General features: G+C 70.3%; 18 protein-coding genes and 3 tRNA genes. 9 read left to right on the top strand and 12 right to left on the bottom strand.

Features of this window, described 5'->3' with window-relative positions; all coding sequences use genetic code 11:
- Window positions 1-30: 30 nt before the first annotated feature.
- Together B9B60_RS13740 and B9B60_RS13735 are read right to left on the bottom strand one after the other, a co-directional pair.
- Window positions 31-1,089: a phosphatase PAP2 family protein gene (locus B9B60_RS13740; protein ID WP_084452249.1), complete on the bottom strand. Its 1,059-nt coding sequence runs from the start codon at window positions 1,087-1,089 to the stop codon at window positions 31-33.
- 214 nt (window positions 1,090-1,303) lie between these two features.
- Window positions 1,304-1,379: transfer RNA gene (locus B9B60_RS13735), tRNA-His, on the bottom strand.
- 109 nt (window positions 1,380-1,488) lie between these two features.
- On the opposite strand from B9B60_RS13735, the gene B9B60_RS13730 reads away from it, so the two are divergent.
- Window positions 1,489-2,331: a copper resistance CopC family protein gene (locus B9B60_RS13730; protein ID WP_159451215.1), complete on the top strand. Its 843-nt coding sequence runs from the start codon at window positions 1,489-1,491 to the stop codon at window positions 2,329-2,331.
- 118 nt (window positions 2,332-2,449) lie between these two features.
- Here the strand turns inward: B9B60_RS13730 and B9B60_RS13725 are convergent.
- The 3 genes from B9B60_RS13725 to bcp all read right to left on the bottom strand — a co-directional run bounded on the left by B9B60_RS13725 (window position 2,450) and on the right by bcp (window position 3,462).
- A tRNA-Lys gene (locus tag B9B60_RS13725) sits at window positions 2,450-2,522 on the bottom strand.
- A gap of 144 nt (window positions 2,523-2,666) precedes the next feature.
- The gene (locus tag B9B60_RS13720) at window positions 2,667-2,969 is read right to left on the bottom strand and encodes a DUF3618 domain-containing protein (RefSeq protein ID WP_072625079.1); all 303 of its coding nucleotides are present in this window, start codon (window positions 2,967-2,969) and stop codon (window positions 2,667-2,669) included.
- Window positions 2,970-2,982: 13 nt separating this feature from the next.
- Window positions 2,983-3,462: a thioredoxin-dependent thiol peroxidase gene (gene bcp / locus B9B60_RS13715; protein ID WP_234993879.1), complete on the bottom strand. Its 480-nt coding sequence runs from the start codon at window positions 3,460-3,462 to the stop codon at window positions 2,983-2,985.
- 74 nt (window positions 3,463-3,536) lie between these two features.
- Here bcp and B9B60_RS13710 point away from each other — a divergent pair, with 74 nt between their 5' ends.
- Genes B9B60_RS13710 through B9B60_RS13700 form a run of 4 tightly spaced genes read left to right on the top strand, consistent with a single transcriptional unit; the run spans window position 3,537 to window position 6,037 of the window.
- Window positions 3,537-4,223: an energy-coupling factor ABC transporter permease gene (locus B9B60_RS13710; protein ID WP_143445593.1), complete on the top strand. Its 687-nt coding sequence runs from the start codon at window positions 3,537-3,539 to the stop codon at window positions 4,221-4,223.
- Window positions 4,220-4,519: a PDGLE domain-containing protein gene (locus tag B9B60_RS16970; protein ID WP_143445592.1), complete on the top strand. Its 300-nt coding sequence runs from the start codon at window positions 4,220-4,222 to the stop codon at window positions 4,517-4,519. Before B9B60_RS13710 ends, B9B60_RS16970 begins: the two co-directional genes overlap by 4 nt.
- A 1-nt stretch (window position 4,520) precedes the next feature.
- On the top strand, window positions 4,521-5,282 hold the full coding sequence (gene cbiQ, locus B9B60_RS13705) for a cobalt ECF transporter T component CbiQ (RefSeq protein WP_084452245.1): 762 nt from the start codon (window positions 4,521-4,523) through the stop codon (window positions 5,280-5,282).
- Window positions 5,279-6,037, top strand: coding sequence for an energy-coupling factor ABC transporter ATP-binding protein (locus B9B60_RS13700; RefSeq protein WP_084452243.1), 759 nt, complete (start codon window positions 5,279-5,281; stop codon window positions 6,035-6,037). The genes cbiQ and B9B60_RS13700 overlap by 4 nt, the downstream gene beginning before the upstream one ends.
- A gap of 103 nt (window positions 6,038-6,140) precedes the next feature.
- On the opposite strand, the gene B9B60_RS13695 is transcribed toward B9B60_RS13700, so the two are convergent.
- Window positions 6,141-6,635: an OsmC family protein gene (locus tag B9B60_RS13695; protein WP_072625085.1), complete on the bottom strand. Its 495-nt coding sequence runs from the start codon at window positions 6,633-6,635 to the stop codon at window positions 6,141-6,143.
- 15 nt (window positions 6,636-6,650) lie between these two features.
- Here B9B60_RS13695 and B9B60_RS13690 point away from each other — a divergent pair, with 15 nt between their 5' ends.
- The 3 genes from B9B60_RS13690 (at window position 6,651) to B9B60_RS13680 (ending at window position 7,545) form a co-directional block, all read left to right on the top strand.
- Complete coding sequence (locus tag B9B60_RS13690) at window positions 6,651-7,124, top strand: HNH endonuclease signature motif containing protein (protein WP_084452241.1); 474 nt, start codon at window positions 6,651-6,653, stop codon at window positions 7,122-7,124.
- Window positions 7,125-7,137: 13 nt separating this feature from the next.
- A tRNA-Leu gene (locus B9B60_RS13685) sits at window positions 7,138-7,219 on the top strand.
- 26 nt (window positions 7,220-7,245) lie between these two features.
- Window positions 7,246-7,545 (top strand): hypothetical protein, encoded by a 300-nt coding sequence (locus tag B9B60_RS13680; protein WP_143445591.1) that lies wholly within the window; start codon window positions 7,246-7,248, stop codon window positions 7,543-7,545.
- A gap of 105 nt (window positions 7,546-7,650) precedes the next feature.
- Here B9B60_RS13680 and rdgB read toward each other — a convergent pair whose 3' ends face one another.
- Window positions 7,651-8,283: an RdgB/HAM1 family non-canonical purine NTP pyrophosphatase gene (rdgB, locus tag B9B60_RS13675; protein WP_084452239.1), complete on the bottom strand. Its 633-nt coding sequence runs from the start codon at window positions 8,281-8,283 to the stop codon at window positions 7,651-7,653.
- Window positions 8,280-9,035 carry a ribonuclease PH gene (rph, locus tag B9B60_RS13670; RefSeq protein ID WP_084452237.1) on the bottom strand — a complete coding sequence of 252 codons (756 nt, stop codon included), beginning with the start codon at window positions 9,033-9,035 and terminating at the stop codon, window positions 8,280-8,282. The genes rdgB and rph overlap by 4 nt, the downstream gene beginning before the upstream one ends.
- 43 nt (window positions 9,036-9,078) lie before the next feature.
- Here rph and B9B60_RS13665 point away from each other — a divergent pair, with 43 nt between their 5' ends.
- A complete protein-coding gene (locus tag B9B60_RS13665; protein ID WP_159451214.1) occupies window positions 9,079-9,936 on the top strand; it encodes an alpha/beta hydrolase family protein in 858 nt (285 codons plus the stop codon).
- A 6-nt stretch (window positions 9,937-9,942) separates the two neighbouring features.
- On the opposite strand, the gene B9B60_RS13660 is transcribed toward B9B60_RS13665, so the two are convergent.
- Genes B9B60_RS13660 through B9B60_RS13645 form a run of 4 tightly spaced genes read right to left on the bottom strand, consistent with a single transcriptional unit; the run spans window position 9,943 to window position 12,173 of the window.
- A complete protein-coding gene (locus B9B60_RS13660) occupies window positions 9,943-10,419 on the bottom strand; it encodes a GNAT family N-acetyltransferase (protein ID WP_084452235.1) in 477 nt (158 codons plus the stop codon).
- Window positions 10,416-10,847: a type II toxin-antitoxin system VapC family toxin gene (locus tag B9B60_RS13655; RefSeq protein WP_084452232.1), complete on the bottom strand. Its 432-nt coding sequence runs from the start codon at window positions 10,845-10,847 to the stop codon at window positions 10,416-10,418. The genes B9B60_RS13660 and B9B60_RS13655 overlap by 4 nt, the downstream gene beginning before the upstream one ends.
- Window positions 10,844-11,107 carry a FitA-like ribbon-helix-helix domain-containing protein gene (locus B9B60_RS17870; protein WP_084452367.1) on the bottom strand — a complete coding sequence of 88 codons (264 nt, stop codon included), beginning with the start codon at window positions 11,105-11,107 and terminating at the stop codon, window positions 10,844-10,846. Before B9B60_RS17870 ends, B9B60_RS13655 begins: the two co-directional genes overlap by 4 nt.
- A gap of 31 nt (window positions 11,108-11,138) precedes the next feature.
- A complete protein-coding gene (locus tag B9B60_RS13645) occupies window positions 11,139-12,173 on the bottom strand; it encodes a S66 family peptidase (RefSeq protein ID WP_084452230.1) in 1,035 nt (344 codons plus the stop codon).
- Window positions 12,174-12,188 lie beyond the last annotated feature (15 nt).

The raw sequence follows: 12,188 nt of genomic DNA, 5'->3' as shown, positions 1-12,188 counted from the left end.
GCGTCGCGAACGCCCGCCGACGGACGTCGATCAGGCGGCGTTGACGAGCGACGGCGCCGGCTCGCTCTCCTTGGTCGTCACCACGGCACCGCCGACCCGGCCGCCGCGCTGACCGGTGGCCCAGCCGCCGATGACGACGGCGAGGTAGCCGATGAGCACGCCCGCGAAGTTGTCGAGCACGTAGTGCCAGCCGAAGTAGATCGTCGCGACGAAGGTCAGGCCGAAGAAGGTCCACGCAGCGATCCGCAGCGAGCGCGACTGGCCGGTGCGCTGGAGGAAGAGCGCGAGCGCGAAGGTCACCGAGACGTGCAGCGAGGCGAAGGCCGCGACACCCTGAATCGCGTCGCTCGCGATCGGGTCGGCGAGGAACTCGAGGCGGTTGCTCAACAGGGCTTGTTGCAGGTCGCTCACCCCGGTGTCGGGCAGCGTCGAGAAGAGGTCGGGCCGGGCGTAGATGGGCCCGAGCGCCGGCAGGACGTAGTAGCTCATCGCACCGAGGACCCAGTTGAGGCTGAGCGCGGTGGCGTACCAGGCGCCGACGGCCAGGTCACGGCACAGGACGAGCACGGCCATGAGGCTCACCGGCACGAGGGGCAGGTAGAGCAGGTAGACGAAGGAGAGCACGCCCGCCGTCAGGTCGACACCGAAGATCGCGTGCAGGATCACGGCCGGGTCGGTGCCACCGAAGAGCCACTTGTCGACCTCGAGCAGCTGGCGGTCGTAGAGGACGCCTTCGCGGTAGACAGGCAGGACGCTCTTGAGGTTGCGGTACCCGACGTAGCAGACGTAGAAGGTGAGCAGGCCGGTCGCGATGTAGATGATGCGGCCCAGGCTCCACTCGTAGCGGGCCACCTCGACCATGCCCTGCCGCAGCTGTCGCCAGCCGCGTCGGCGGGCACCGGCGATGACCAGGCCGATACCGAAGAGGAGGAGCGCCAAGAGAGGCAGCCGCACGTATGCGGGGCCGAGGAAGCCCTCGGGGTCCTTGATCGGGATCCCGAGAGAGTAGGTGCCGACGACTGCGGCCACCCCGACGAGCATCGAGACGACCACAGCGACGGTGTAGGGCCAGCTGCGTACGGTCTGCATCCCAACAATAATGGCCTGAAATCGTCGCAAAGGTTAACTCGACGTGCCGAAACGTGTCGTATTGGTGCCCTGCCGATGCGCCGGACGGCCTAGATTCATCGGGAGTTCACGTCGATCGCGCACCTGATCCCGTGACCAAGAACACGCGATCCCGAGGCCGCTCGACGCCGCCGGACATGCGAACGGCCCCGGTTGCCCGGGGCCGTTCGACTGCTGGGGTGAGTAACGGGACTTGAACCCGCGACACCCGCGACCACAACGCGGTGCTCTACCAGCTGAGCTATACCCACCATGTACCGCCTGTCTCAGGCAGCGCGGACCATCGTACCTGCTCTCGGAGGGTGCTCATGACCACCCACCTCCAGCGACCGCGCAGGCACATCGGGCACGATGGGTCAGGTGACGACGACACCCCGGACCGCACCCCCCTTCGCCCGTGGCACGACCGCGATCCTCGCTCTCGCAGCGATGCTCGCGACGATGGTCACCCTGGCTTCCCCCGCCGCAGCGCACGCGCGGCTGGAGGCCTCGAGCCCCAAGGACGGTTCGACGCTCACGGCCACGCCGCCGGAGATCATGCTGCGCTTCAACGAGCCGATCAAGGACGGGCTCAACCAGGTGAGCGTCAAGAGCGGGTCGACCGACGTCACCGACGGGGACCTCGAGATCGAGGGCAACACCGTCTACCAGCCGATCAAGTCCTCGCTGAAGTCCGGCTCCTACACCGTCACCTACAAGGTCGTGAGCGCCGACGGGCACCCCATCAGCGGGTCCCTCTCCTTCACCTACGCCCCGCCCGGTGGTGACACCGGCGCCGGTGACGACGGCTCCAGCGAGACCACGACCTCGGGTGGGGGCGCGACGAGCGACTCCCCCAGCTCGAGCGCGACCACCCCGCCGCCCCCGAGCGAGTCCACGACCTCGGCTCCGACGAGCACGAGCGCCCCGAGCTCCTCGACGAGCGAGCCGTCGTCGACGAGCACCTCGAGCTCCAGCAGCTCTTCGAGCACCTCCGGTGACGGCGAGACCGAGCCGAGCGGTGAGGGCTCGAGCACGTCCAGCGACACCGCGGCGCCCGTCGAGGGCGACGACACCTCGAGCAGCGGCGGCTTCCCCGCCTGGGGCTGGGCCGCGATCATCGGTGCCGTCCTCGTGGTCCTCGCGGGCATCGGGCTGGCCCTGCGCGGCCGGCGCGACACCGAGGAGGACGAGCACGTCGACCTCGAGGAGTGGCGCGGCTGACCCGCTCCCGGCCGACACGACGCAGGGCCCCACCGCATCGCGGTGGGGCCCTGCGTCGTCGACGGGACAACCGGTCCCGGACATGCGAAAGGCCCGGAAAACCGGGCCTTCGACACTGTGCGCCAACAGGGACTCGAACCCCGAACCCGCTGATTAAGAGTCAGCTGCTCTGCCAATTGAGCTATTGGCGCGCGAGGAGAAACATTAGCACCACGATGACGCAGGGACGAAATCGACTCCGCGACAGGGCTGCCGGGGCCTGACGAGGCGCCCGGCCGGGCATGACGAAGGGGGCCGCACCCGCTGGTGCGACCCCCTTCGAGGCGGTGCGGGGCTCACCAGGAGCGCTTGGCGCGCTGGCGCTCCCACTTCTTGTGCTTGCGGCTGGTGGAGATCGCCTTGAGCACGACGAGACCGACGACTGCGGCGGCCGCGATGGCCACGCGGTCCATGCGCAGCTCACCGGACTCGGTCCGGGTCGCCTGGGCGAAGGAGGCCCTGGCCTGCGCCTTCTGCCGGGCGACGACGTTCTTGGGCGCCGCGCGGACCGTCAGCTCGTCGATCGTCTGGGCCAGTCGGTCTCGGGTCGTGATGATGTCGTTCTCGAGCTTGGTCATGCTCGGGTTGTCATTGCTCACGTGGGGTCCTGTCCTACTCGATGCCGAGGTCGCGGCGGATACGGGCCACGTGGCCCGTCGCCTTGACGTTGTACTGGGCGTGGGTGACCACGCCATCGGGTCCGACGACGATCGTCGAGCGAATCACTCCCTCGACGACCTTGCCGTACAACTTCTTCTCACCATAAGCGCCCCAGGCCGTCATCACCGACTTGTCCGCGTCGGAGAGGAGGGTGATGGTCAGCCCGTCGCGCTCGCGGAAGCGGGCCAGCTTGTCGGGGCTGTCGGGCGAGATGCCGACGACCTCGGTGTCGGCGGCCCGGAGCGCCTCGAGGGAGTCGCTGAAGTCGCAGGCCTGCTTGGTGCACCCGGGGGTCATCGCCGCCGGGTAGAAGTAGACGATGACGCGCTTGCCGCGCAGGTCGCTCAGCGTGACCTGCGCGCCGGTGTCGTCAGGGAGGGTGAAGTCGGGGGCTGCATCGCCCGGGGTGAGTCTCTCGCCCACGGATCGCATCTCCTGTCTCGGCGGAATGCAGTATGGTCACCCCAACCTATCCTCCCAGGGGCAGAGTCACGTAGGAGTGACCTATGCACGTGCCCGATGCTTTCCTCGATGCTCCGACCTCCCTCGCCACGGGGGGTGTGGCGATCGCGGGGGTGGCCCTAGCGCTGCGACGAACCCCGAGCGATCTCGACGACCGGGTGGCCCCGCTCGCCGGTCTCGTCGCCACCTTCGTCTTCGCCGCCCAGATGCTGAATTTCCCCGTCGCCGGCGGCACCTCCGGCCACCTCCTCGGCGGTGCACTCGCGGCAGTCCTCGTGGGACCGTGGACCGCCACCCTGTGCATCACCGTCGTCCTGCTCGTCCAGGCGCTCGTCTTCGCTGACGGCGGCCTCACCGCCCTCGGAACCAACGTCACACTCATGGCGCTCGTCGGCGTGTGGGTCGGCTGGGTCGTCTTCGTCCTCGCGCGACGCCTCCTGCCGGCGCGGCCGGCCAGCATCCCCGTGGCCGCCGCGATCGGCGCCTTCGTGTCCGTACCCTCGTCCGCGGTGGTCTTCGCCGGGCTCTTCACGCTCGGCGGCACCGCGCCCGTCGACGGAGGCGCCCTCCTCACCGCCATGGTGAGCTGGCACCTGCTCATCGGCATCGGGGAGGCGGTCATCACCGGCCTCGTCGTCTCGGCCGTCGTGGGGGTGCGACCCGATCTCGTGCGCGGCGCCGAGCACCTGCCCCGGGGTGGCGCGGACGTCGAGGCGGTGGTCGTCCGATGAGGTCGTGCATCTCGACCCGCACCCTCGTCGTCGGCGGTCTCGTGGTCTGCCTGCTCCTCGCTGCCGTGGTGAGCACCTGGGCCTCCGGGCACCCCGACGGCCTCGAGCACGTCGCCGAGACCCTTGGTTTCGCCGACGCCGCCGGTGACCACGGCGCGGCCGGCTCCCCCTTCGCCGACTACGAGACGAAGGGGGTGGGCGGCGCCCTGTCGGGTCCGGTCGCGGGCATCGTGGGCGTCGCGCTCACCGGCGCCGTCATGTGGCTCGTGCTGCGGCTGGTCCGCCGCCGCGACTGACGTGGGCGGACCGCACGGCCACGCGCTGACCACCCACGGGCGCACGCGGCTGCACGCGCTGCCGGCGCACGTCAAGATCGTCGCGACCCTCGCCTATGTCGTCGCGGTCGTGCTCACCCCCCGAGAGGCGGTCTGGGCCCTGGGGGTGCAGGCACTGCTCCTGCTGGGTGCCGTCCTCGCCAGCCGGGTCCCGCTGCGGCACCTGGCCCCGCGACTGCTCGTCGAGGTGCCCTTCGTCGTCTTCGCGCTGCTCATGCCGTTCGTCGCGACGGGGCCGCGGGTCGACGTCGGGCCGCTGTCGCTGTCGGAGGCGGGGCTGTGGGGCGCGTGGAACCTCTTGGCCAAGGGCACGCTCGGCGTCGGCGCCTCGCTGCTGCTCGCCGCGACGACCGAGCCGGCCGACATCGTCACGGGGCTGGCACGGCTGCGGCTGCCCGGTCAGCTCGTGCTCATCCTCGGCTTCATGGTTCGCTACGCCGACATCGTCACCGGGCAGCTGCGGGCGATGCGGGTGGCCCGGGAGTCGCGGGGCTTCAGCGGTCGCGGGCTTCGGGCGTGGCCGGCGCTCGCGAGCACCGCGGGCTCGCTCTTCGTCCGCAGCTATGAGCGGGGCGAGCGGGTGCACCTCGCGATGCTCGCGCGCGGGTTCGACGGGCGGACCCACGTCGAGCGGACACCCGTGCCCGGCGCCACGTGGGCAGTGGCGATGCTGCTGCCCCTCGGCGCGGCGATCGTGCTCGCGTTTGCGAGGCTGGGCGCATGAGCATCCCGGTCATCGACCTGCGCGGCCTGCGCCACCTCTACCCCGACGGGCACCGGGCGCTCGACGGGGTCGACCTGCACATCCACCCCGGTGAGCGGGTCGCCCTGCTCGGACCCAACGGCGCCGGCAAGACGACGCTCGTGCTCCACCTCAACGGGATCCTCACCCCGTCCAGCGGCTCGGTCTCCGTCTCTGGGCTGCCCGTCGAGCGCGATCACCTGCTCGAGGTACGACGCCGGGTCGGGGTGGTCTTCCAGGACCCCGACGACCAGCTCTTCCTGACGACCGTGGCGCAGGACGTGGCCTTCGGCCCGCGCAACCTCGGGCTCTCTGCGGACGAGGTCGACGCCCGGGTCGAGGAGGCCCTCACGGCCGTCGGCATGCTCGACGTCGCCGACCGTCCCCCGCACCACCTGTCCTTCGGGCAGAAGCGGCGCGTCGCGGTCGCGACCGTGCTCGCGATGCGACCGGAGATCCTCGTGCTCGACGAGCCGAGCAGCAACCTCGACCCGGCCTCGCGTCGCGAGCTCGCCGAGATCGTCGACGGCCTCGACATCACGGTGCTCATGGTGACGCACGACCTGCCGTACGCCCTCCAGCTGTGCGAGCGCTCGGTCGTGCTCTCCGAAGGGAGGATGGTCGCCGACGCCGCGACGCGCGAGGTGCTCTCGGACGGCGAGCTCATGGCGGCCCATCGGCTGGAGCTGCCCTACGGCTTCGACCCGCGGTCGGTGCCGGGGCGAAAGCGCGGCTGACGGCCGGCTCGACCCGGTCAGGTGGTCGCTTGGTGCGGCATGCCAACGGGCATGGTGCACGAGGTGACCACCTGATGCCGGTCCGGCTCCCGATCGCTCGGGATCAGGCGAGCCCGACGAAGGTCGGCTCGAGGACGATCTCGCTGCGCAGGCTCTGCGCGATGAAGCACTCCCGGTGGGCGACCTCGACGAGCCGCTCGACCTTGGCGCGAGGGGCCGGGCTGCCGAGGGTGATGTGCGGGCGCAGGACGATCCGGGTCACCCACATCGGCCGCTCACTCTCGGGCATCTCCCCCACGGCCTCGTCCCGGTAGTCGACGACGTCGAGGCGGGCCCGCGCGGCGACGGCGAGGAAGGAGAGCATCTGGCAGCTGCTCGCCGCCGCGACGAGGAGCTGCTCGGGGTTGGGCAGGGATGCATCGCCCCGGAAGGCGACGTCGCTGCTCGCCCGCGTCGCCGTCGACGCCATCGTCAGCTCGTGCTCGCGGGAGTAGTCGTCGTAGCCGACGCCCGTCGAGCCCGACCACGCGAGGGTCGTGGTGAAGGAGTGGTCGCTGACCGGGCACCTCCCTGAGCGAGAATCGTTGTCGGTGGTCAACTCTAGAGTTCATTCATGGGGAGGAAGTACACAAAGGAACTGCTGGAAGAGGCTGCTGCCAACTCGACTTCGGTCGCGGGGATTCTCAGATACCTGGGGTTGAGACAAGCCGGAGGCACCCAGGCGCACATAGGTCGCATGCTGAAGAAGCTCGAAGTGGACACGTCTCACTTCACGCAACGTGGTCGGCCTCCCACGAGACCTCCACTGACGGCGGCACAGATCCTCGTCCGGAAGCCTCGCGACGCAAACCGGACCACGCCTGAGCAACTCCGACGTGCGCTCAACGAGATCGGTCGGCCATACGAGTGCGAGATGTGCGGGTGCGATGGAAACTGGCAAGGCCACGCCATCTCGTTGCATGTTGATCACATCGACGGCGACATGACGAACAACGTGCCTGAGAACGTTCGCTACCTATGTCCGAACTGCCATTCCACAACCGAAACGTTCGCCGGCCGACAGACGGGTCGCTACACCAGCGCCTAGACTGCACGACCGAGCCGAAGTGGCGGAATTGGCAGACGCGCGGCACTTAGGATGCCGTGTCCACGGGCGTGCGGGTTCAAGTCCCGCCTTCGGCACAAGAATTTGAGCGGAGGACTGGACCGTGTCAGAGCAACCGGAGATCGTGTGCATCTGCGGTTCGATGCGGTTCGCAGATGACCTGCGTAGGGCCCACCGGGACCTGACCGTCTCGGGACTGATCGCCCTCATGCCCGCCGAGATAGACGGGGAGGTCACGAGCGACCAGAAGGCCATGCTGGACGCACTCCACCTGCGGAAGATCGACCTTGCCGACAGGGTGCTCGTGGTCAACCCGGGCGGGTACATCGGTGAGTCCACTCGTTCAGAGATTGCCTACGCTCACGCCACCGACACGCCTGTCTCGTTCACCGACCCCCTCTGAATGGTCAGGTCCTTGCGTGGGCACGCTCCCAGATCGGCCCTCGGCCGCGCTTGAGGCAGGACGCGGGTCCGGGCAGGTTTCGAGGCTCGGCCGCGGGCGGCCTCCTCAGGGAGCGAGCTGCTCGCGCAGCAGCGGGACCATGGCACGGAAGGCGCGGCCGCGGTGGCTGATCGCGTTCTTTTCCACGTCGGTGTACTGCGCCAGGGTGCGGGTGTCTCCGTCGGGGACGAAGATCGGGTCGTAACCAAACCCGTTGTCCCCCACCGGCTCCCGCACGACGACGCCGGGGACCTCCCCTTCGCTCGTCACGGTGGTGCCGCCGGGGATCGCGAGGACCGCCGCGCAACGGAAGGCCGCCCGACGGTGCTCGTCGGGCACGTCCGCGAGCTGGTCGAGCAGGAGCTGCAGATTGCGACGGTCCTTGTCGGCCCGCGACAGGTCCGCACCCTCGTGCAGACCCGACCACCGCGCGGAGAAGATGCCGGGACTGCCACCGAGAACCTCGACGGCCAGGCCGGAGTCGTCCGCGAGCGCGGGAAGGGAGGTCCGCTGCGCCACGTGCTCCGCCTTGAGCCGGGCATTGCCGACGAAGGTCACCTCGGTCTCCGCGATCTCCCCGACCTCCGGGAAGGCGGCCATCGACACGATCTCGAGGTCGAGATCGGCACCGCCGAGGATCTGCTGCAACTCGTGGACCTTGTGCTCGTTGTGCGTCGCGAGCACGACACTCCGGGTCACTGCACGCGCTCGCGCGGGGTCTCGGCCAGGGCCGCCTGCTGCCGCGTGGTGAGCTCGGCGCAGCCGGTGGTCGCGAGGTCGAGCAGCTCGCCGAGGAGCGCCCGGTCGAAGGGGGCGCCTTCCGCCGTGCCCTGCACCTCGACGAACTCGCCGGTGCCGGTCATGACGACATTCATGTCCGTCTCGGCGGTCGAGTCCTCCGGGTAGTCGAGGTCGCAGACGGCGCGGCCGTCGACGACGCCGACCGAGACGGCGGCGATGGAGCCGGTGAGCGGCTCGGCCTTGGCCGCGATCAGGCCGCGGGTCCGGGCGTCCGCGATGGCGTCGGCGAGCGCGACGTACGCGCCGGTGATCGCGGCCGTGCGGGTGCCGCCGTCGGCCTGGAGGACGTCGCAGTCGAGGACGATCGTGTTCTCCCCCAACGCCTTGGTGTCGATGACGGCGCGCAGGCTGCGGCCGATGAGCCGGGAGATCTCGTGGGTGCGGCCGCCGACCTTGCCCTTGCGCGACTCGCGGCCGCTGCGGGTGTTGGTGCTGCGCGGGAGCATCTCGTACTCGGCGGTGACCCAGCCGGTGCCCTGCCCCTTGAGCCAGCGCGGCACACCGGCCTCGAAGGAGGCGGCGACGAGGACGCGCGTCCGGCCGAACTCGACGAGCACCGAGCCCTCGGCGTGGTCGAGCCAGTTGCGGGTGATGCGCACCTCGCGCAGCTGCTCGGGGGTGCGTCCGTCGTGGCGGGGGGTGTCAGACATGTCCTCAAGGCTAACGATCGGCCGACCCCTTACGCTCACTGCCGTGGAGAAGCACAGCGAGATCACCCTGCCCGGCGGCGGGACCACCGTCCTGCACGGCACCCGCGCCGCGGGCGACGACGCCCCGGTCGCGCTGCTGCTGCCCGCGATGGGCGTGCCGGCGGGGTACTACGGGCCCTTCGTCGACGAGCTGGCCCGGGCCGGTGTCAGCGCCGCCGTGGCCGACTACCCGGGTCAGGGCGAGTCACGCCCGCGATCCGGCCGGGGCCGGGACCTCGGGTACGACGCGCTGGCACACGCGTGGCTGCCCGCCGTGGTCCACGAGCTGCGAAGGGAGCATCCCGGCCCGGTCGTCGCCATCGGCCACTCCCTCGGTGGGCACGTGCTCGCGGCCCACCTCTCCGCGGACGAGGCCGACGTCGACGCCGTCGTCCTCATCGGCTCGGGTACGCCCTACTGGCGTGACCAGCAGGGGATCAAGACGCTGGTCCAGACCCAGTTCATCGGCCTCGTCAGCCGGGCGCTGGGCTACTGGCCGGGCACGCGCTTCGGCTTCGGTGGCACGCAGTCGAAGACCCTCATGGTCGAGTGGGCGGCCTTCGGCCGGACCGGCCGGCTCGCCCCCGGCGGTCGCGACATCGCGCCGGGGCTGGCGCATCGCGACCTGCCGCTGCTCGTGGTCGACCTCGACAACGACACCCTCGCTCCCCCTTCGGCCGTCGACGGACTGGTCGCGATGTTCGCCGGCGCGGACGTCGACCGCTGCGCCTTCGCCAAGCAGCCCGACGACCTGGGCAAGCCGGTCGACCACTACTCCTTCGCCCGCTCCCCCGAGATCATCGGTGAGCGCATCGCCACCTGGGCGCTGGACCGTGTCAGTGAGCGACGCCCTTCTGCCTGAAGGGGATCAGCGCAGCCGCTTGACGAGGTGCACCACGGCGTAGCCGGCGGGTGTCTGCTCCCGCCCCGTCTCCTCGTACCCGTGGCGGGCGTACAGCCGAAGGTTGGCCGGGCTCCGCTCGCCGGTGAAGAGGCGCACCCCGACAACTCTCGCCGGCAGGTGATCGTCGACCACGTCCAGCAGCCGCCCGCCCAGGCCGCGCCCCTGGAGGTCGGGCGCCACCATGAGCCTGCCCAGCTCCGCCCAGCCCTCCCCCGTCCGCAGCGTCAACCGGACCGATGCCACGAGTCGGGCGGTGGTGTCGCGGATCCCGAGGGTCGTCACGGCCGGGTCGGTCAGCGCCGACCGGAGGTCGTCGAGCGTCTCGACGAGAGGTGGCAGCCGCGGGTCGTCGTGCGCCTGCGCCTCGGTGACGTACGCGCCGCGCTGCAGCGTGAGCAGCTCACCTGCGTCTGACTCGGTGAGTGCGACGACATCGTTCATCCCTGCACCTCGCCAGACCAGGGATCCACGAGCTCGACACCCACGCCGACGAAGTCCTTGGTGTTGCGCGTAGCCAGGACTGCCCCGTACGAGCGGCACGTCGCCGCGACGAGTGCATCCATGGGGCCCATCGGCATGCCAACACGGTCCCGTGCCGTCTTGACGTGTGCGTACTCCGCAGCCCCGCGAGCATCCAGGGGCAGGACGCGATCATCGCCGAGACGCCCGAAGAAGGCATCGAGAGCTCGCTCGAGACGATCCCGCCGGGCCCCGTCCGGGAGTCGATCGAGTCCGCGCAGCAACTCAGCTGCCACGATGGCGGGCACGGCCAGATCGGCGGGGTCCACCTCACCGGCCCAGGTGATCACCTCAGGGTCGGGCTGGACCTTCATCAGCTCCGACACGACGTTGGTGTCGACCGCGATCATCCGAACTCGGCTCCGCTGAAGTCGACTCGAGGCTGCTCCGCCTCCCCCCGTGGCTCCACGAACTCCGCCTCGGCCTCGACTCCACCCCGCCCGGCCCAGTAGAGATCCATGAGCGCGTTGGGCCGATGCCGTCTCTGACTGACTGCCGCGGTCAGGATCGACCGGACCTCGGCCTCCATCGAGTGGCCGTGGCTCGCCGCACGCAGGCGGAGCTCGTCTCGTACCTCGTCGTCCAGATTGCGTACCGTAATCGCTGCCATTGCCATCACTCCCTGATGGCAATGCTAGCAGTCACCGTCCGCGGGTCAGGTCCTGCGTGATCCGCTGGACGCCGACGCCGACCTCCACCTCCGCAGTGGCACCGAGGACGAGCGGCATCATCGGCTGCTGGTGCCCGAAGTCCACGTCGACCACGACCGGGACGTCCAGCTCGCCGAGGGCGTCACGGACGGCGTCGTGCTGGGTCAGGGTCTCGGCGTCCGGCGCCGAGGTCCGTCCGACGAGCACGCCCGCACAGCGGTCGAACCACCCCGCCAGCCGCATCCCGTGGAGGCACCGCGCCACCTCGAAGGCATTCCCCTCCGCCGCCTCGAGAAGGACGATCGGCGCCTTGTCCTGCTCCTGAGCCCAGCCGCGCACGTCGCCGAAGGGAGTCCCCGCCAGCGGCGAGAGCACCTCGATGCACCCGCCGACGAGCGGCCCAGCGAAGCTCGCCGACTCCCCCTCGAGCAGGGACCACGCCGTCGGCTCGGTGAGCGTCATCTCGTCGACGCCGGGGTCCCCGACGTAGTCGTCCCAACCGTTCGCCCGCCTGTGGCTGGCCGCGGACTGGGTGAGCGCTCCCCCTTCACTCGCGGCGACGTCGAGCCAGTGCAGGTGACCGGTCGCCGGCGCGTATGGCGAGTCCATGAGGTTCATCCCGTGGAGGGTCGCCCACCCCGAGCGCAGGGTCAGCGGCAGCATCGTCGTCGTAGTGTCGGAGAAGCCGACGTACCAGCACGGTTCGCACTCGGCGAGGAGGTCGAGATCGAGGTATGGCAGGACGTCGATGCCGGTCTCACCACCCCACGGCGGGATGACGGCGGCGATGTCGGGATCCACGAGCAGGGCCATGAGCTCGTCGGCCCGGGCCTCCTTGGAGGCGCTCACGTGGTGGTCGTCGGCATCGCGCAGGCAGACCCCCTCGATGACCTCGAAGCCACGCCGCCGCAGGTGGGCGATCGCCACATCGAGGCGCGGCCAGAGCGCGGGACCCACGCCCGAGCTCGGTGCAGTCACGGCGATCGTGTCACCGGGGCGAAGGGGGGCGGGCAGTCGCGCGTCCATGGGTCCAGCCAAGCA

Origin of the sequence: Janibacter indicus (genome assembly GCF_900176385.1) — a bacterium.
In the GTDB taxonomy this organism is placed as follows: Bacteria; Actinomycetota; Actinomycetes; order Actinomycetales; family Dermatophilaceae; genus Janibacter; species Janibacter indicus.
Note: the sequence above shows the minus strand (reverse complement) of the source record. Positions and strands in the feature narration are given on the sequence as shown.

Coding starts and splice junctions, on each gene's coding strand:
- rph (WP_084452237.1), bottom strand. CDS start 9,035: ATGTCTGACACCCCCCGCCACGACGGACGCACCCCCGAGCAGCTGCGC.
- B9B60_RS16970 (WP_143445592.1), top strand. CDS start 4,220: ATGAGGTCGTGCATCTCGACCCGCACCCTCGTCGTCGGCGGTCTCGTG.
- bcp (WP_234993879.1), bottom strand. CDS start 3,462: ATGCGATCCGTGGGCGAGAGACTCACCCCGGGCGATGCAGCCCCCGAC.
- B9B60_RS13660 (WP_084452235.1), bottom strand. CDS start 10,419: ATGAACGATGTCGTCGCACTCACCGAGTCAGACGCAGGTGAGCTGCTC.
- B9B60_RS17870 (WP_084452367.1), bottom strand. CDS start 11,107: ATGGCAGCGATTACGGTACGCAATCTGGACGACGAGGTACGAGACGAG.
- B9B60_RS13710 (WP_143445593.1), top strand. CDS start 3,537: ATGCACGTGCCCGATGCTTTCCTCGATGCTCCGACCTCCCTCGCCACG.
- B9B60_RS13700 (WP_084452243.1), top strand. CDS start 5,279: ATGAGCATCCCGGTCATCGACCTGCGCGGCCTGCGCCACCTCTACCCC.
- B9B60_RS13655 (WP_084452232.1), bottom strand. CDS start 10,847: ATGATCGCGGTCGACACCAACGTCGTGTCGGAGCTGATGAAGGTCCAG.
- B9B60_RS13690 (WP_084452241.1), top strand. CDS start 6,651: ATGGGGAGGAAGTACACAAAGGAACTGCTGGAAGAGGCTGCTGCCAAC.
- B9B60_RS13645 (WP_084452230.1), bottom strand. CDS start 12,173: ATGGACGCGCGACTGCCCGCCCCCCTTCGCCCCGGTGACACGATCGCC.
- B9B60_RS13740 (WP_084452249.1), bottom strand. CDS start 1,089: ATGCAGACCGTACGCAGCTGGCCCTACACCGTCGCTGTGGTCGTCTCG.